14 protein-coding genes and 1 tRNA gene are annotated in these 18,411 nt (G+C 69.0%); 5 read left to right on the forward strand and 10 right to left on the reverse strand.

Features of this window, described 5'->3' with window-relative positions:
- Positions 1-67: 67 nt before the first annotated feature.
- The 4 genes from VFF97_RS11380 to VFF97_RS11395 form a co-directional block, all read right to left on the reverse strand.
- Positions 68-922: a type II secretion system F family protein gene (locus VFF97_RS11380; protein WP_325033619.1), complete on the reverse strand. Its 855-nt coding sequence runs from the start codon at positions 920-922 to the stop codon at positions 68-70.
- A complete protein-coding gene (locus VFF97_RS11385) occupies positions 919-2,085 on the reverse strand; it encodes a CpaF family protein (protein WP_325033620.1) in 1,167 nt (388 codons plus the stop codon). Before VFF97_RS11385 ends, VFF97_RS11380 begins: the two co-directional genes overlap by 4 nt.
- 195 nt (positions 2,086-2,280) lie before the next feature.
- Positions 2,281-4,395, reverse strand: a complete 2,115-nt coding sequence (locus tag VFF97_RS11390; RefSeq protein ID WP_325033621.1) for a hypothetical protein — start codon at positions 4,393-4,395, stop codon at positions 2,281-2,283.
- A complete protein-coding gene (locus tag VFF97_RS11395; protein WP_325033622.1) occupies positions 4,392-5,396 on the reverse strand; it encodes a hypothetical protein in 1,005 nt (334 codons plus the stop codon). Before VFF97_RS11395 ends, VFF97_RS11390 begins: the two co-directional genes overlap by 4 nt.
- A 196-nt stretch (positions 5,397-5,592) precedes the next feature.
- On the opposite strand from VFF97_RS11395, the gene VFF97_RS11400 reads away from it, so the two are divergent.
- Both VFF97_RS11400 and VFF97_RS11405 read left to right on the forward strand, forming a co-directional pair.
- Positions 5,593-5,674 (forward strand) — tRNA-Leu (locus VFF97_RS11400).
- 57 nt (positions 5,675-5,731) lie between these two features.
- Positions 5,732-6,508, forward strand: a complete 777-nt coding sequence (locus tag VFF97_RS11405; RefSeq protein ID WP_325033623.1) for a DedA family protein — start codon at positions 5,732-5,734, stop codon at positions 6,506-6,508.
- Positions 6,509-6,572: 64 nt separating this feature from the next.
- Here the strand turns inward: VFF97_RS11405 and VFF97_RS11410 are convergent, their stop codons facing one another.
- Entirely contained in the window at positions 6,573-7,517 is a 945-nt protein-coding gene (locus VFF97_RS11410) for a Ku protein (protein ID WP_325033624.1), read from the reverse strand.
- Positions 7,518-7,630: 113 nt separating this feature from the next.
- On the opposite strand from VFF97_RS11410, the gene VFF97_RS11415 reads away from it, so the two are divergent.
- Both VFF97_RS11415 and ligD read left to right on the forward strand, forming a co-directional pair.
- Positions 7,631-10,465 (forward strand): cation-translocating P-type ATPase, encoded by a 2,835-nt coding sequence (locus VFF97_RS11415; RefSeq protein WP_325033625.1) that lies wholly within the window; start codon positions 7,631-7,633, stop codon positions 10,463-10,465.
- The gene (ligD, locus tag VFF97_RS11420; RefSeq protein WP_325033626.1) at positions 10,462-13,338 is read left to right on the forward strand and encodes a non-homologous end-joining DNA ligase; all 2,877 of its coding nucleotides are present in this window, start codon (positions 10,462-10,464) and stop codon (positions 13,336-13,338) included. Before VFF97_RS11415 ends, ligD begins: the two co-directional genes overlap by 4 nt.
- Before the next feature lie 13 nt (positions 13,339-13,351).
- On the opposite strand, the gene VFF97_RS11425 is transcribed toward ligD, so the two are convergent.
- The 4 genes from VFF97_RS11425 to murI all read right to left on the reverse strand — a co-directional run bounded on the left by VFF97_RS11425 (position 13,352) and on the right by murI (position 16,723).
- Complete coding sequence (locus VFF97_RS11425; protein WP_325033627.1) at positions 13,352-14,272, reverse strand: cation diffusion facilitator family transporter; 921 nt, start codon at positions 14,270-14,272, stop codon at positions 13,352-13,354.
- A 90-nt stretch (positions 14,273-14,362) separates the two neighbouring features.
- On the reverse strand, positions 14,363-15,013 hold the full coding sequence (gene rdgB, locus VFF97_RS11430) for an RdgB/HAM1 family non-canonical purine NTP pyrophosphatase (RefSeq protein WP_325033671.1): 651 nt from the start codon (positions 15,011-15,013) through the stop codon (positions 14,363-14,365).
- A 17-nt stretch (positions 15,014-15,030) separates the two neighbouring features.
- Entirely contained in the window at positions 15,031-15,822 is a 792-nt protein-coding gene (gene rph / locus VFF97_RS11435; protein ID WP_414684251.1) for a ribonuclease PH, read from the reverse strand.
- 55 nt (positions 15,823-15,877) lie between these two features.
- Complete coding sequence (gene murI / locus VFF97_RS11440; protein WP_325033628.1) at positions 15,878-16,723, reverse strand: glutamate racemase; 846 nt, start codon at positions 16,721-16,723, stop codon at positions 15,878-15,880.
- A gap of 43 nt (positions 16,724-16,766) precedes the next feature.
- On the opposite strand from murI, the gene VFF97_RS11445 reads away from it, so the two are divergent.
- Positions 16,767-18,104 (forward strand): nicotinate phosphoribosyltransferase, encoded by a 1,338-nt coding sequence (locus tag VFF97_RS11445; RefSeq protein WP_325033629.1) that lies wholly within the window; start codon positions 16,767-16,769, stop codon positions 18,102-18,104.
- Positions 18,105-18,108: 4 nt separating this feature from the next.
- On the opposite strand, the gene VFF97_RS11450 is transcribed toward VFF97_RS11445, so the two are convergent.
- Entirely contained in the window at positions 18,109-18,375 is a 267-nt protein-coding gene (locus VFF97_RS11450; RefSeq protein WP_325033630.1) for a DUF3039 domain-containing protein, read from the reverse strand.
- Positions 18,376-18,411: the final 36 nt, after the last annotated feature.

An 18,411-nucleotide genomic window follows, 5' to 3' on the forward strand; every position in this document is an offset into this window, starting at 1 on the left:
AGACACACGCCGACCCCGAACGCACTGCCGAGCACGACCGCGAGAGCGAGGTCGGTTGCAAGGACGGTCACGAGAACCACCGCCGTGGCTCCGGGAGGCGCCCCACCCGGATCATGAGGCGGTACGCGACGAGCGAGACGACCGCGCCGCCGAGGATGAGCGCGACGCCCTCCGGGCTGCCGTACGCGCGAGCCCCCTCGGGCCGCATCGCGAGGAGCGCGAGGATGATCCAGGGTGCCGCGACGCCGAGCACGGCCGCCCCGCGCACCCATGACTGCCGGGCTTCGACTTCTGCGCGCAGCAATGCGTCGGCGCGTACGGATGCAGCGAGCGCACGCAGCACGGTCGTGAGCTCGGTCCCGCCGACCTGACGTGCCATGCGGAGCGTCTCGACGATGCGGTCGGCCACAGGATCGCCGAGTGCGGCCTTCAGGCGCTGCGCGCTCGAGTCGAAGTGACCGGATGCCGCGAGATCCCGCGCGAACTGCTCGAACGGCGCCCGCAATGTGGTCGGCGCTGAGTCGGCGAGGCTCGCGACGGCATCGGGCAGCGACATGCCCGCACGCACGGACGCGATGAGCAGGTCGCACACGTCGGGCCACAATCCGCGGCGCGTCCGCAGGAGGCGCAATCGGCGAGCGCGCAACCATGCGAGCGGCACGGCACCGCCGCCCACGGCCGCCACGAGCGCGAACGCCCACACCTGCGTCGCGAGCCACGCGGTGGCCGCGCCGAGCGCCGCGCCCGCGGCGCATGCGACGAGCACGGTGCCCGGCGCGACGCGCGACAGCCCCGCGGACTCGAGAAGGCGGGCGAGGCGTCCGGGCGGGGCATCCGTCTGCGTCTCGCGGACCGGCCAGAGCCACGGTGACAGCGTCAGCAGCATCCCGATGCCGAGCACTGCTCCCCACACGAGCGTCATGCGGCCGATTCCTCGCGGCGCTCGCCCGCCGGGTCGAAGGCGTACACGGTGCGGCACTCGATCGCCCCGTCGACGACGGCGATCGGCTCCACGATCTCGATCACGCGGCGTCGCCCGGCTGCATCGCGCTCGCAATGCGCGACGAGGTCGACCGAGCCCGCGACGGCGGGAAGGACGAATCCCGAGTCGATGTTGCGCCCGGCGAGGAGCGGAAGGGCACTGAGTTTGGTGAGCGCTTCTCGCGCCGAGTTCGCATGGATCGTCGCGGCGCCGGGCACGCCGGTGTTGAGCGCGAGGAGCAGGTCGAGGGCCTCGGCGTCGCGGACCTCGCCGACGACGAGTCGGTCGGGGCGCATCCGCAGCGCTTCCTTCACGAGTCGGCGGAGGGTGACCTCCCCGGTTCCCTCGAGCGACGGCTGGCGCCCCTGCATCGCGACGAGGTCGGGCGCGTCGACGGAGAGCTCGAACGTCTCCTCGACCGTGACGATGCGGTGGTGCGGCGGACACGCGGCGATCAGCGCGCCGAGGAGTGTGGTCTTGCCCGCGTGCGTGGCGCCGGACACGAGGACGCTCCGTCCGTCCGCCATCGCGTCGCGAAGGACTCGCGCGGCCTCGAGCGCGAGCGACCCCGCTGCGACGAGGCTCGCCAGATCGCCGAAGGCGGGGAGGAACTTGCGGATGTTCACGGACCAGTGCCGGCGCGTGATGTCGGGGATCACGACGTGGAGACGCGAGCCGTCGGGCAGCGACGCGTCGACGAACGGCTGGCTGAGGTCGACCCGGCGGCCCGTCGCGTGGAGCATGCGCTCGACGAGATCGCGGATCGCAGCATCCGTCAGCGCCAACGGCACACGCTCCGACACACCGCCCCGCGCGATGAAGATCCGGTCGGGCGCGTTGATCCACACTTCCTCGACCGTCGGGTCGTCGAGGTACGCCTGCAGCGGGCCGTACCCCGTGACCCGCGCGAGCACGTCGCGCACGCACCCCGCCTCGTCGTCGATCGGCGCGATTCCGCGCGCAAGCGCGAAATCGTTGTGCCGACGCACCTCGTCGCGCGCGATGCTCAGCGCCGCCGATGCGTCTCGCGAGGTGTCGATCCGCTCCGCCCGCAGGCGGTCGCGAACGCGTTCGACGACGGCGGGCGGTGCAGCGGGAGTCACCGAAGCATCCTCACCCGACGTCTGTCGACCACCGCGAAGTTATCCACAGCTTCATCGCTAGTTCTAACCGTCGAGCGCGAGAAATCCGCGACATCACGCGAGAGTCGACTCGTTGACTCGCCCGCCAGCGCACGCCGAGAGCCCCCCGTGGCGTCGCTGCGCGGAGGCGGACGCTTAGCTTAGGTCGTCAGGGTACTATTCCCACAACCACTCAAACAGATCCGCAACTAGGGAGCGGTAACTTGCGTCGGAAAGATCATTCTTGATGACAACTGACCCGCTCACGTTGGGGAGTTGCAAGTGCCAGCTGCTACCACGCCTCACTAGGTATCCGCGCTCGACGCAAAAATTGTGGACATCGACCGAGGCTCTGCCCTTACTAAGGATGGTCTCCATTGCCGCTACGGGGTAATTCATCCCACCCCCGACGATCGAGTCACGCACAAACCACTTTACGTTACGCCGCAGATCCATCCCAGCCCAATAGAGATCGCTCTCTTCAATCTCCCCGCTGGTCGACGCCTCAACCTTGTACGCCTGCCATGGGAACATGGCAACTGGGACAACGATGCGAAGCGCTTCGGGTCCGGCACCAGACACGCGCCGTGCGGATCCGACCAGCCTATCGGTTCTGATTTCGTTTGCGCTAGTATCCGTTGCGCGTACTCGAACTTCCGCGGACTCGGCGTTCAGTTGAGCACACCGAATCGAGACAGCGGGTCCGATGACAAAATCCTGCGACCCCGAGCCGATCAGCACGGTTGCGTTCGGCGCTTCGATTGTTGTTCGGGCGACACCCCGAGCAAGGCTTAGTGCCTCGGCTTCTGCGACAGGCGCAATAACCCGTCGCTGCTCCTTGTCGCCTTCGAACAGCGCGATTTCAATGACAGAACCGCTGTCATCATCGCCTGCGTGAACGTCAATTTCCAACCGACTCGACTCGAGAAAACCACTCGCGTGCGAATCGACAACCATCGTAACAACGTCGGTCGCAACTTGATCCAAGCTGAGGCGCGAACTCATGCAGAATCTTGAGAAGATCGGCGATGGGGTAACGCGCGCGTCAAGCCAGAAATCCAGCATGCGAGCCGAGTCTCCATCCCGCCATTCGCATATTGAAGCAGCGACAGCGTAGTCGCGGAATGCAGGGCTGCCAAATCGCAGAAGCGGGTTAGGTTCATCATCCTGGCCACGGAGGAACGGGTGTTCTCGATACCACGCGCGCACTTGCGGCGTGAGCTCCTCAAAAACCCAGGCATCCTCGGCATCTGGGAAGTCTGGAGGCGATATCTCAATCACATCGGGATCATCGCTTAGCAACAGGGCCAGCTGGGCCGACCTACTGTACGCCGCCTGGCCAAACGCGACTTTGCGCGCGTCTGATCCGCCGAAGGCTCCTCCGAATTTCTCCGCCTCACGGTCCAGGATCGACCCAATCACATCGAGCAACAAATCCCATACGTGTTCGCTTGATGGACCCTGCTGAATTTCACTAAGACGCCGCAATGGGTTGTCTTGTTCACGATAGAAGGCTCCCAGGGCGTCGAGCACGGGCGCGTAGCCGAGGAACGACTCACTCGACTGCCAGTCCCCCGACCCGACAGCGGCGCTGACAACCTTAAAGAAATCGGTCAGAAAGCGATTGAGTTCCGCCTCAGCGACGCCACCGCCACCATCGCGGTGAGCTTTTGCACGTACGAAGGACCTCGCCTGGTCCTCGCTGAAAAAGGCCACTTGCGCGATCTGCGCCCGCACCCCCTTCTCGCGAAACGTCGCAAAAGTCTCCTCGATGGTGTCCGGTCGACCAAGAACGATAGCAGAGGGACCGTCTGCTCGGCTCTCACCGATGAGGGCGATCAGATTGGTTATCGCTGCCTCGAAGTTGGACGCTCCTGACCGGACCAAAGCTTCGTCAGCAGCATCGAGGATCAGAGTTAACCGCCCCGTGAGCAAGTGATCTCGTACGAGATCTAGACCACCTGACCCAAATGCATCGACAAGGGTGCCACTAAAGAAGCTGGACCCGAGACTGAAATGACTCAGGTCCCACACCATGCTCTCCGTCCGAAGACCGAGTTCGATTGCTATGGAGCTCTTGCCGACCGCAGCCGGTGCGGCGATCAAAAGAACGTCGGCATCGGCATCGAGAGAGTGTTCTTCGACGAGGATGTCCGGAGCGACGAAGTGTTTGACGCCCACGGTAGGCACCGCAATATGCTCTGCAGCTTCGGATCGCGGTTGCAGATTGAGATGCCCGTCGGCTCGACGCACCGCGCCCACGAGTTCTTCAAATGGCAAACGTCGAGTCATGTCTTCTTGTCCGATCGATACCAGGTGAATGCTTTCGGAATAAGGAACCAGCCGACGACGGCAAGTGCCAGCGCGATGCAGAGGGACACCAAGGCGACGGTATCCGACTGGAGGTCGAGCCCGAACACCACGGTCGGCAGGACATTGGCACCCAGGAACCCAATCCACAGACCTGGAAGGATGAGCGCAGCCGCCAGCCGAGCGATATCACGGTCCCTCTGCAACGCGATGCGATCCCGACGTTCCTGTTCAGCGGCCCGCAGGGAACTCTGTTCCTGCATCACGACCGCTGCCATTCCGGCAAGCGATGCTGTCAATGCATCGCACGCCGCGGTGGCGTTCTGCAACTCACTGACCACGCTTGCACTACCGTGTCCGTGCGCCTGAAAGTGCGCAATGACCTCGGCTAGCCGTGAGCGCGTATCCAGGATCTGCTCGAATGCACGGCGTCGGAATTGCTTCGGGTCCGTCCTCTCCGCGAACGCACCGCGAGCAGTTCGCGTTACGTCCTCGATCACCCGGGATATGAGGAGCGCATTGAGGCTCCCGACCTCCTCACTAACAGCACCGACAAACGCGCCCCAACCGGTGCTAGGAACCAACTCCCTCGCATGTCGAGTAATCACCGACCGGATTGTGTCCGTCGTTGCCTGCGCGACGGAGGGTGGCCACGGCGTTGCCAGCACGCCGACGCTTTGCACTGCCACGATCGCGACACGGCCGCGCGTTGCGATCCGCATTACTGCCACCCGATCACCAGTGGGCCCGGCGTGCGGTAGTAGAGGAACGATCTGATCTGAAACGGGCCCATCCTCGTCACCCACCTGGTTCAAGAAGGCGTTGAGCCTGCTCTCTCCTCCGTCAATATGCGGCGCATCCATCGCCAGATCGAATAGGAGTACGAGCGTCTCTCGCTTGTCCCTCAACCACCGGGCTGCTGTATCGTCATCTGTCCGCCGCGCCAGTGCGCGAGTGAGCACCAACGCGTCAGAGGGTTCCATGCTCAGAGGCTATCGAAACCACAAGTCTTGACGGAGGATTTCCTCGGAAGCCGCGGGGCGGCGGACGTCACCGAAGCACCGTCACCCCCGGGGCACTTCGAACATTGCGAAGTTGTCCAGGGCTGACCGGCCACGCCGATCCGGGGGCTGACCCCCCAGCCGGTTCCCCACCCGCCTCAGTAGACTGAACCCACCCGCGGGAGTGGTGAAACTGGCAGACACGCAGGATTTAGGTTCCTGTGCCTCCGGGCGTGTGGGTTCAAGTCCCACCTTCCGCACGAGGTGCGCTCAGCGCCGCATCCGCCGCCGACCGATCCGACCGACGGGAAATCCTCTTGCACTACGCAGCCCTCATCCCCTGGCTCGACCCCGCCGCGATCATCGGGTGGGCGGGCCCCTGGGCCCTCGCCGTCGTCTGCTTCATCGTGTTCGCCGAGACCGGCCTGCTCGTCGGGTTCCTGCTGCCGGGCGACACGCTGCTCGTCATCTCGGGTCTGCTGTCACACCCGCAGTCGTACGCCCCGCACGGCGTGTTCGGCATCAGCGTGTGGTGGGTTGCTCTGCTCATCGGGCTCGCCGCGTTCGTCGGCGGCGAAGTCGGGTACTACATCGGACACAAGGGCGGCCCGGCCGTGTTCGAGCGCAAGGAATCGGGCCTGTTCAGCGTCAAGAACGTCGAACGCACGAACGCGTTCTTCGAGCGCTTCGGCGGGCTGACCATCATCCTCGCCCGCTTCGTGCCGATCGTCCGCACGTTCGCGCCCGTCGCCGCCGGCGTCGGCCACATGAACAAGTGGAAGTACACGCTCTACAACTTCATCGGCGCCGTCATCTGGGGCTTCGGCCTCACGATGTTCGGCTACCTCATCGGCTTCATCCCGCCGATCGCCGACTTCGTCGAGCACTACATCGACCTCATCCTCCTGGCCGCGGTCGGCGGTACCGCCCTCGTCACGCTGTGGCACTACCTGCGCGAGCGCAGCAAGGCCAAGAAGGCTGCCGCCGCGGGCGAAGACGTCGTCACCGACCCCGAAGAGGCACGCGAGCTCGTGCTCGACCCCGAGGTCTTCGAGCGCGGCCCCGAGCACCACGAGGGCGACCACAAGGCGTAAGAACCGGGTGCCGCGACCGCGGCCACTCGGTCACGCACGCCCTGCGGCGCCCGCCTGCCCGAGGTCAGGACGCCTTCGCGGTCTTCTTCTTGGGCTCCGACTTCGACGCGGACTTCTTCGCGGGAGCCTTCTTCGCGGCCGGCTTGCTCGACGAGGTCGACTTCTTCGGCGAGCTCTTGGACGCGGCATCCGACTTCGATGACCCGCTCTTCGACTCGCCGCGCGCCTCGCGCGACTTCTCGATGCTCGCGCGCAGCGCCGCCATGAGGTCGATGACCTCGCCGCCGGTCTCCTCCTCCTGCTCGCCGAACGTCTCGGCCGTGTCGACCGCGTCGCCCTTCTCGAGCTTCGCCTGGATGAGCGTGCGCAGCTCGGCCTGGTACTCGTCCTCGAACTCGGACGGGTCGAAGTCGCTCGCGAAGCTCTCGACGAGCGCCGACGACAGTTCGAGCTCCTTCGCCGAGATGCGCACGGGCTCGTCGAGCACCGGGAACGACGCCTCGCGCACCTCGTCCGACCACAGGAGCGTCTGCAGCACGAGCACGTCGCCGCGCACGCGCAGCGCCGCGAGACGTGTCTTCTGGCGCAGCGAGAACCGCACGATCGCGGTGCGGTCGGTCTGCTCGAGCGTCTTGCGCAGCAGCACGTATGCCTTCGGCGATGCCGAGTCGGGCTCGAGGTAGTACGCGCGGTCGAGAGTCAGCAGATCGACTTGGTCGCTCGGCACGAATTCGACGACGTCGATCTCCCGGCTGCGCTCAGCGGGCAGTGACGCGAGGTCCTCCTTCGTGAGGATCACCGTGTGCTCGCCGTCGTCGTAGGCCTTGTCGATGTCCTGATACGGCACGACCTCGCCGTCGATCTCGCAGATGCGCTGATACCGGATGCGCCCGCCGTCCTTGGCGTGCACCTGGTGCAGCGGCACGTCATGGTCTTCGGTCGCCGAATAGACCTTCACCGGCACGTTCACCAGGCCGAAGGTCAGCGCGCCCTTCCAGATCGCCCTCATCCCACCAGTACACACCGGTCACAGCCTTCACGGCTAGGGCTTGCATTCCCGAAGTGCGCCCCCTCGGCCGCGTCGCCTTGCCCGCCCCGACGACCGCCCGCGAGGATGAGAGCGTGGCGATACCGGAGAGCTCGACCCCGCTGTCGACCGCGCATCCGTCGACGCGCGATGCCCGGGAGGTCGCCCGTGAGCTCGGCACCGACACCGAGACGGGGCTGACGGAGGCCGAGGCCTCCAGACGTCTCGCGGAGCACGGGCCCAACGAGCTGCGCGCCGCCGCGCGCACCCCGCTGTGGAAGCGCGCACTCGCGCAGTTCGCCGATCCGCTCATCATCCTGCTGCTCGTGGCGGCCGGCGTGTCGGTGGTCGCGTGGCTCCTCGAGGGCGAGGAGCCCGTGCCGATCGACGCGATCGTGATCGGCGCGATCATCGTGCTCAACGCGATCATCGGGCTCGCGCAGGAGGCGCGCGCCGACCGCGCCGTCGCGGCACTCGCCTCGCTCACCCACGCCCACTCGACCGTGGTGCGGGACGGGCGTATCCGATCGACGTCGAGCGCCGACCTCGTGCCCGGCGACATCCTGCTGCTCGCGGAGGGCGACCGCGTCGGCGCCGACGCGCGGCTCATCACGACGCACTCCCTCCACACGATGGAGTCGTCGCTCACCGGCGAGAGCGCGCCCGTCGAGAAGGACGCGTCGACCCTGCCGTCGCTCGTGCCGCTCGGAGATCGCGCGAACATGGTGTTCGCCGGCACCGCCGTCACGCGCGGGAACGGCCGCGCGATCGTCACGGCGACGGGGATGGAGACCGAGACCGGCGCGATCGCCGATCTCCTCGCCGAGACGAAGGCCGAGGCGACTCCACTCCAGCGAGAGGTCTCGCGGCTGGGGCGCACGCTCAGCATCATCGTCATCGCAATCGCGATCGTCGTGATGATCACGATCACGCTCGTGCAGGGCATCACCTCGCCCGCCGACCTCATCACGGTGCTGCTGCTCGGCGTGTCGCTCGCGGTCGCCGCCGTGCCGGAGGGGCTGCCCGCCCTCCTGTCGATCGTGCTCGCCCTCGGCGTGCAGCGCATGGCCAAGCGCAACGCGATCGTGAAGAACCTGTCGAGCGTCGAGTCGCTGGGCTCGGCATCCGTCATCTGCACCGACAAGACCGGCACCCTCACGACCAACCGCATGCGGATCGAGCGGGTCGTGACCGCGTCGGGTGAGACGGATGTCTCGGCGACCGCCGCTTTCCGCGACCTCGACGCGGCCGACGAGCAGTCCACGGCCGCCATGCGCGAGGCGGAGCTCACGCTGCGTGTGGGGGCGCTCGCGAATGACGCACGGCTCATCGACGACGACGGCGAGGTGCACGCCGAGGGAGACCCCACCGAGACGGCGTTCCTGCTCGCGGCGCACCGGCTCGACAGCGAGCGCCCGTCGCCGCGGCGCTTCGGCCGCATCGGCGAAGTGCCCTTCAGCTCGGAGCGCAAGATGATGTCGACGGCGCACCGCGAGGAGGGCGGACCGGTGTACGTCTTCAGCAAGGGCGCACCGGACGTGCTGCTCGCGCGATGCACCGAGCAGCGGGTCGGCGACGAGACGGTGCCCCTCGACGACGAGGGACGCCGCCGCGCGATGGAGGCGGTGGAGGCCCTCTCCGCGCAGGCGTACCGCACACTCGGCGTCGCGTACCGCATCGCGCCCGAAGAGGTCGAGGAGACCGAGGGCGCCGCGTTCGACGAATCGCACGAGCAGGACCTCGTGTACGTCGGCACGGTCGGCATCATCGACCCGCCCCGCCCCGAGGCCGCGGCGGCGATCGAGGAGGCGCACCGCGCCGGCATCCGCGTCATCATGATCACCGGCGACCACCCGGCCACCGCGGCACGTATCGCGCGCGACCTCGGCCTCGCGCGCGAGGGCGACCCGGTCGCCACCGGCGTCGACCTCGAGAACGCGGATGCCGTGCGACTGCGCGACATCGTCGCGACGACGTCCGTCTTCGCACGGGTCGCGCCCGAGCACAAGCTGCGCATCGTCGACGCGCTGCAGGAGCGCGGAGAGATCGTCGCGATGACCGGCGACGGGGTGAACGACGCACCGGCGCTGAAGTCCGCCGACATCGGCGTCGCGATGGGCATCGCGGGGACGGAGGTGACGAAGGAGGCGGCGCGCATGGTGCTCACCGACGACAACTTCGCCACGATCGTCGCCGCCGTGCGCGAAGGGCGCGTGATCTTCGACAACATCCGCAAGTTCCTCCGCTACCTCCTCAGCTCGAACATGGGCGAGGTGCTGACGGTGTTCTTCGGCGTCGTGTTCGCGGGCGTGCTCGGATTCACGCAGGCGAGCCCCGAGGCGGTCGTCCTGCCGCTGCTGGCGACGCAGATCCTGTGGACGAACCTCGTCACCGACTCCGCGCCGGCCCTCGCGATGGGCGTCGACCCCGAGGTCGACGACGTCATGGCCCGGCCGCCGCGCGGCCCGGACGACCGCGCGATCGACGGGGCGATGTGGGCGATCATCGCGACGACGGGCCTCACGATGTCGATCGCGACGCTGCTGACGATGGACATCTTCCTGCCGGGCGGCCTCGTTCCGGGGGGCGCCGACACGTTCGAGACAGCTCGCACGGCGGGCTTCACGACGTTGGTGCTCGCCGCGCTGCTGACCGCGTTCAACGCGCGTTCGGCCCGCGCGAGCGTCGTGAAGGGCCTCTTCCGCAACCGCGTGCTGTGGGGCTCGTTCGCCCTCGCGGTCGCGCTGCAGGTGGCCGTGGTGTACGTCCCGTTCCTGCAGGTCGCGTTCGGAACCACCGCACTCGACCCGGTGCACTGGGCGGTGTGCGTCGGACTCGCATCGCTCGTCATCTGGGTCGAGGAGGTGCGCAAGGCGATCGTCCGAGCGCAGGTCGCGCGCCTCGACCCGGACGGGATCGGCGTGCGATGAGCACCCCGCAGCTCGTGACGATCGGGGGCCGCCGCCTGCGGCTCACGAACCTCGACAAAGTGCTCTACCCCGAGACGGGCACGACGAAGGGCGAGGTCATCGACTACTACACACGCATCGGCGAGGTCATGATCCCCCACATCGTCGGGCGTCCGGTCACCCGCAAACGGTGGCCCGACGGCGTGGGCACAGCCGATGACCCCGGCATGGTCTTCTTCGCGAAGGATCTCGAGCGCGGCGCACCGTCATGGGTGAGACGGATGCCGATCGAGCACTCCGGCGGGCCCAAGGAGTACCCGCTCGTCGGCGACGTCCCCACGCTCGTGTACCTCGCGCAGGTCGCGAGCCTCGAGCTGCACGTGCCGCAGTGGCGCTTCACGCCCGACGGCGAGCGCGGATTCGCCGACCGCCTCGTGCTCGACCTGGACCCGGGCCCGGGGACGGGGCTCCCCGAGTGCGCCGTCGTCGCGGGCTGGGCGCGCACCATCCTCGAGGGCATGGGTCTAGAGCCCTACCCAGTCACGAGCGGTAGCAAGGGCATCCACCTCTACGCCGCTCTTCCGCTCGGGCAGACCACCGAGCAGGCATCCGCCCTCGCCAACGAGCTCGCGCGCGCGATCGAAGCCGACCACCCCGACCTCGTCGTGAGCAGCATGAAGAAGGCGGAGCGCAAGGGGAAGGTGCTCATCGACTGGAGCCAGAACAACGGCTCGAAGACGACGATCGCGCCGTACTCGCTGCGGGGGCGGCCGCATCCGACCGTTGCCGTCCCCCGCACGTGGGCGGAGCTCGACGACCCCGACCTGCGCCACCTCGAGTTCACCGAGGTGCTCGAGCGGATCGACGAGATCGGCGATCCCATGGCGCCCCTCGGCTTCCACGCGGGCGGGCGCGAGGCGGAGTCCGGGCCGCTGTCGGCCTACATCGCCAAGCGCAGCGCCGACCGCACCCCCGAGCCCGTGCCGGCGAACCCGCTCGGCGCCGCCCCCGCGGGCACCGGCATCGAGAAGCCGATCTTCGTCATCCAGGAGCACCACGCGACCGCCCTGCACTGGGACTTCCGCCTCGAGCACGACGGAGTGCTCAAGAGCTGGGCGGTGCCGCGCGGTGTGCCGCACACGTACAAGCGCAACAACCTCGCGATCCAGACCGAGGACCACCCGATGGAGTACGCGACCTTCGAGGGCACGATCCCCGCGGGCGAGTACGGGGGCGGCAGCGTCACGATCTGGGACGACGGGCGCTACGACCTCGAGAAGTGGCGCGACGACGAGATCATCGTGACGCTCGAAGGGCGGCCCGGCGGTCCGCTCGGACGCGTGCGGCTCGCGCTCATCCGGACCGAGGGCGAGGGCGAGAAGTCGAGCTGGCTCCTTCATCGCATGAAGACGGATGCCGACGGCCGCCCCCAGCCGGACGGCGAACCCGTCGTCGCGAGCGATCAGGCCGACGAGCCGCGGCGGCGCCGCGCGCGGTCGAGGGCGCCCGAGTCCGAGGCCGCGGTCCCTGAGCCCGCGGTCCCTGAGCCCGCGGTCCCTGAGCCCGTCGAAGGGTCCGCGCCCCGACGCCCCACGGCCCCTGAGCCTGTCGGAGGGTCCGCGCCCCGACGCCCCGCGGTCCCTGAGCCTGTCGAAGGGTCGACGCCACGGCCTGCGCGCGGCGCTTCGACGAGCTCAGCGCCCGGGTCCTCCGCACGCGACGCCTCGACAAGCTCAGCGACCGGGTCCTCCGCACGCGACGCTTCGACGAGCTCAGCGACCGGGTCCTCCGCGCGCGGCGCTTCGACGAGCTCAGCGACCGGGTCCTCCGCGCGCGACGCTTCGACGAGCTCAGCGACCGGGTCCTCGGGCCGCGACCTCACGGCGCTCCCCCGCGCCCCCGAGGGGAAGGACGCGGTGCGCGTCATGCGTGCGACAGCCGCGACGCCCGATGCCGCGCGCCGCGCGGCGGCGCGGTGGGGCGAGCTCGCGTGGGCGGAGGCGAAGTGGGACGGCATCCGCGCCGTCGGCGTGTGGGACGGCCACCGCCTGCGCCTCTTCGCCCGAAGCGGCAACGACATCACCCATCGCTACCCCGAGCTGACCGGGGTGGACGCAGGCTTCGGCGATGAGCCGTGCGTCGTCGACGGCGAGCTCGTCGCGCTCGAACCCGACGGGCGCCCGAGCTTCCCGCTGCTGCAGACGCGCATGAACCTCGAGCGCGCGGGCGACATCGCACGCGAGGCGCGTCGCACGCCCGTGCGGTACTACCTGTTCGACGTCCTCGCGATCGCAGGGCACGACCTCGCGGGACTGCCTCTGCGCGACCGGCGCGAGGTGCTCGAGCGCACCGCGGAAGGCGTGATCCCGGCGATCGCGGTGCCGCCCGTGTTCGACGACGTCGACGTCGCCCTCGACACGAGCACGTCCCTGCGACTCGAGGGGATCGTGGTGAAGGATCCGTCATCGCTCTACCTGCGCGGAGTGCGGTCGGAGTCGTGGCTCAAGGTCAAACTGACGCGGACGCAGGAAGTCGTGATCGCCGGCATGCGACCGGGCCAGGGCGGCCGCAGCTCGACGTTCGGTTCCCTTCTCCTCGGCATCCCCGGCCCGGACGGACTGCAGTACGCAGGACGCGTCGGCTCGGGGTTCAGCGACGCGACGCTCAAGATGCTCATGAAGAAGCTCACACCGCTGCGGACGGACGAGAACCCGCTCGTGGGCGTGCCGCGCCTCGACGCGCGCGACGCCCTGTGGGTCAGGCCCGAGCTCGTCGGCGAGGTCGAGTACGGCGAGTTCACGCCCGCAGGCATCCTTCGCCACCCGCGCTGGCGCGGGCTGCGGCCCGACAAGAGCCCGGACGAGGTCGTCCGCGAGGATATGCCGCCGTTCTGACGGCGTGCCCGCGTCAGGCGTGAGCGTCGTGCTCGATGTGCCCCGCGGGCTCGAGCTGGAACGTCGAGTGCTCGACGTCGAAGTGGTCCGACAGGCAGGACTGCAGACGCGTGAGGATCCCGGCGGCGCGCCCGTCTCGCAGCGCCTCGTCCTCGACCACGACGTGCGCCGTGAACACCGGGGCCCCGCGCGTGAGCTGCCACACGTGCACGTCGTGCGCATCCACGACGCCCGGCGTCGAGAGGATGTGGTCGCGGATCTCGGCGACGTGCGTGCCCTTCGGCGCCGACTCCGCGAGCACCGACATCACCTCGCGGAGCAGGCCGATCGCCCGCGGAACGATCATCGCCGCGATGAACAGCGATGCGATGGCGTCCGCCTGCACCCACCCGGTCGTCACGATCACGATCGCCGCCACGATCACGGCCGCAGACCCGATGAGGTCGCCCATCACCTCGAGATACGCGCCGCGCACGTTGATGCTCGTCCGCTGCGCCGCTCCGAGCAGCCACATCGCGACGCCGTTCGCGACAAGACCCACGATCGCGACGACGAGCATGAGTCCGCCCGCGACCTCGACCTCGCCCGGTTCGACGAGCCGTCGCACGCCCTCGATCGCGACCCACCCCGACAGGACGATGAGGATCACGGCGTTCACGAGCGCCCCGAACACCTCCGCACGTTGGTAGCCGAACGTGCGGCGGTCGTTCGCGGGGCGCCCCGCCACGGTGCTCGCGATGAGCGCGATGACGAGGGCGGCGGCATCCGTGAACATGTGCGCCGCGTCCGCCAGCAGGGCGAGCGATCCCGAAAGCGCCGCCCCCACGATCTGCACGACCATGACGACCGACGTGATCGCGAGCGACAGCGCGAGAAGACGCCTGTTGCTCGCACCACGGATGCCCCGTGCGGGGCCGTTCGCGTGGTCGTGCATGCCTCCAGGCTAGGCCGGTCAGACGCGTCGCGAGGCCCGCCGAGCCAGTCGGGAATGATCCCGATTATCAGTGGCTGGGCGTGCGCGAGGTCAGAGCTGCTCGAGCAGCGGCGTGAGCTCGGCGAACGCGCGGGCGCGGTGCGACTGCGCGTTCTTCTCGGCGGCTGACATCTCGGCGACGGTGCGCTCGCTCCCCGCCTCTTGGCCGTCGGGGATGAAGATCGGGTCGTAGCCGAAGCCGCCCTCCCCCGCCGGCGCGAACGCGAGGCGCCCCGGCCAGCGCCCCTCGACGACGCTCTCGCTCGACGCGTCGCCGGGCACGACGAGGGCGATCGTCGACACGAACTGCGCCGTGCGGTGCGGGTCGGCGATGTCGGAGAGCTGGTCGAGCAGGAGGCTCACGTTCGCGGCGGCGTCCTTCGCGTGGCCGGCCCAGTACGCAGAGAAGACGCCCGGCGCACCACCCAGCACGTCGACGCAGATGCCGGAGTCGTCGGCGAGCGCCGGCAGCCCGGTGTGCTCGGCCGCGGTGCGCGCCTTGATGAGCGCGTTCTCGGCGAAGGTCACGCCGTCTTCGACGGGCTCGGGTCCGTGGTAGGCGATCACGTGCAGGTCGGGGCGGGTCGCCGCGACGATCGCCTGGAACTCCTCGACCTTGTGCGGGTTGTGGGTCGCGAGCACGATCTGGCGCAGCTCGGCGGCATCCGGCTCCCCGGCGACGTCGGCGACGGCATCCGCCATCTCGTTCGGGTGCGCGGTCACGCGGGGCTCCCGGCGCTCTCGGTGGCGGCGTCGCCCTTGTCTGCCAGCGCGGCGAGCTGGTGCTCGCGCAGTGACGCGCATCCCGCGACGCCGAGCTCGAGCAGCGCGTCCAGCTCGCGCTTGTCGAACGGCGCGCCCTCTGCGGTGCCCTGCACCTCGACGAACAGTCCGCGACCGGTCACGACGACGTTCATGTCGGTCTCGGCGCGCACGTCCTCGACGTAGGCGAGGTCGAGCATGGGCGTGCCGTCGATGATGCCGACCGACACCGCCGCAACGGAATCGAGCAGAACCTCCGAACGCTGGGCGATGAACTTCTTCTGGCGCCCCCACTCGATCGCGTCGGCGAGCGCGACGTACGCGCCCGTGATCGCCGCGGTGCGCGTGCCGCCATCGGCCTGCAGCACGTCGCAGTCGATCACGATCGTGTTCTCGCCGAGCGCCTTCGTGTCGACGACCGCGCGCAGCGCGCGACCGATGAGGCGCGAGATCTCGTGCGTGCGACCGCCGATGCGGCCCTTGACGGCCTCGCGGTCGTTGCGCTCGTTCGTCGCGCGCGGGAGCATCGCGTACTCCGCGGTGACCCAGCCCTTGCCCTTGCCGGTGAGCCAGCGGGGCACGCCGTTCGTGAACGACGCCGTGCACAGCACCTTGGTGCCGCCGAAGGAGATGAGCGCGGAGCCCTCGGCGTGCGCGCTCCAGCCCCGCTCGATCGTGATGTGCCGCAGCTCGTCGGGCGCGCGGCCGTCGCTGCGGACGATCGGGGCATCGGCGGAGGGAAGCGTCACTGGGGGTCTCCTTGTCGTCGTCGAACCGGGGGAAGCAGCGGATTCGGCCGGTGTGTCAGCCGGTGGGCAGGTCGATCGCGCCAGTCTGCACGAGCCGCACCGCCGAGACCTCACGGCCCATGAGCCGATGCGCGAGGTCGAGGAACTCGTCGGCGGACGCGCCCGTCGCCTCGTAGGTATGGGTGGGCGTGGCATCCGGCCCCGCCAGCAGGTCGCGCGACACGAGCTGGCGGTACACGTCCTTGGCGGTCTCGGTGTCGCTCGAGACGAGCGACACGTCGGGACCCATCACGTAGCTGATCGCGCCCTCGAGGAAGGGGTAGTGCGTGCAGCCGAGGACGAGCGTGTCGACCCCTGCGTGTCGCAGCGGCGCGAGGTACTCCTCGGCGACGGCGAGCACCTCGGGCGTGCCGGTGACGCCCGCCTCGACGAACTCGACGAAGCGCGGGCACGCCTGCGCGAAGACGGTGAGGCGCTCGTTGACCTCGAGCATGTCCTGGTAGGCACCCGAGCCGATCGTGCCGGCCGTGCCGATCACACCGACGCGGCCGTTGCGAGTGGTCGACATCGCGGTGCGGACAGCGGGTCCGATGACCTCGACGACGGGGACGTCGTACCGCTCGCGCGCGTCGCGCAGGACGGCGGCGGATGCCGTGTTGCAGGCGATCACGAGCATCTTGACGCCCTGCTCCACGAGCGTGTCGAGCACCTCGAGCGAGTAGCGCCGCACGTCGGCGATCGGCTTCGGCCCGTAGGGCGAGCGAGCGGTGTCGCCGATGTAGAGGATGGACTCGCGCGGAAGCATCGCCGAGACCGCACGGGCGACCGTGAGTCCGCCCACTCCCGAGTCGAAGATTCCGATCGGCGCGTCGGCTCCGTCGCGAGTCTGTCGAAGGGTCACGATCAGCCAGCCTACGCCAGCGCCTGATCACTAGGCTGACCGCATGACGGCCTGGACGAGCTCCGCCCTCCACACCGACCGCTACGAGCTCACGATGCTCGACGCCGCCCTGCGCGACGGGACCGCCCAGCGACGCTGCGTGTTCGAGCTCTTCGGGCGAAGACTGCCCGGAGGGCGCCGCTTCGGCGTCGTCGCGGGCACCGGGCGTCTCCTCACCCTCCTGCGCGACTTCCGCTTCGGCCACGACGAGCTGCGGTACCTGCGCGACGAGCGCGTCGTCGACGCCGAGACGATCGACTTCCTCGAGCGCTACCGCTTCACGGGCAACATCACAGGGTATCGGGAGGGCGAGCTGTACTTCCCCGGCTCCCCCATCCTCACCGTCGAGGGCACGTTCGCCGAGGCCGTCGTCCTCGAGACACTCGCGCTCAGCGTGCTCAACCACGACTCGGCGGTCGCGACCGCCGCCGCGCGCATGAGCGTCGCCGCGGGCGACCGTCCGCTCGCCGAGATGGGCTCGCGCCGCGCCGGCGAGGCATCCGCGATCGCCGCGGCCCGCGCCGCCTACATCGCCGGGTTCAACGCGACATCGAACCTCGAGGCAGGGCGCCGCTGGGGCATCCCGACGATGGGCACGGCCGCCCACGCCTGGACGCTCCTGCACGACACCGAGGAGGCCGCCTTCCGCGCGCAGGTCGAGACCCTCGGCGTCGACACGACCCTGCTCGTCGACACGTACGACATCCGCGAGGGCGTCGAGACGGCCGTCCGGGTGGCGGGCACGCAGCTCGGCGGCGTCCGCATCGACTCGGGCGACCTGCCGATCGTCGCCGCCGAGGTGCGCGAACTGCTCGACGAGCTCGGCGCGATCGACACGAAGATCACCGTGACGAGCGACCTCGACGAGTACGCGATCGCGGCGCTCTCGGTGGCACCGGTCGATTCGTACGGCGTCGGCACGTCGGTCGTGACGGGGTCCGGCACACCGACCGCCGGCATGGTCTACAAGCTCGTCGCCCGGCAGGACAGCGCGGGCGCATGGATCGGCGTCGAGAAGGCGTCCGCCGACAAGACGTCGCGCGGTGGGCGCAAAGCGGCCTTCCGCACGCTCGACGCGGGCACCGCGACGAGCGAGCTCATCGTCGTGTCGGACGGCTTCGAAGAGATCGACACCCCCGACCGCCACCCCGGCGCGCGAGCGCTTCAGGTTCCGATGGTCGTGGGCGGCGAGACGGATGCCTCGTTCGAGGGCCCCGAGGGCGTCGAGGCCGCGCGCAACCACCACGCACGCGTGCGCGAAGAGCTGCCGGTGCGCGCCCTCGCGCTCAGCCGGTCCGATCCGGCCATCCCTACGGTCTACGTCGACGCCGACGAGGTGTGACGGCTCAGCCGCCCATGGACTCGTAGATCTCCTTGCACGTCGGGCACACGGGGAACTTCTCGGGGTCGCGCCCAGGCGTCCACTTCTTGCCGCACAGCGCCCGCACCGGCTTGCCGGTGAGCGCCGACTCGAGGATCTTCTCCTTCTTCACGTAATGCGAGAAGCGCTCGTGGTCACCCGGCTCGATGTTCTCTTCGCGGATGAGCTCTTCGAGCTCGCGATCGAGAGTGGCGAGTCCGCCCTGGTCAGGGCCTTCGAGGGGGGTGCTCATGGAGGGTAAGTCTACCCGCGGCTCGCCGCCGGAGGC

The organism is Microbacterium sp., assembly GCF_035687345.1.
GTDB lineage: Bacteria > Actinomycetota > Actinomycetes > Actinomycetales > Microbacteriaceae > Microbacterium.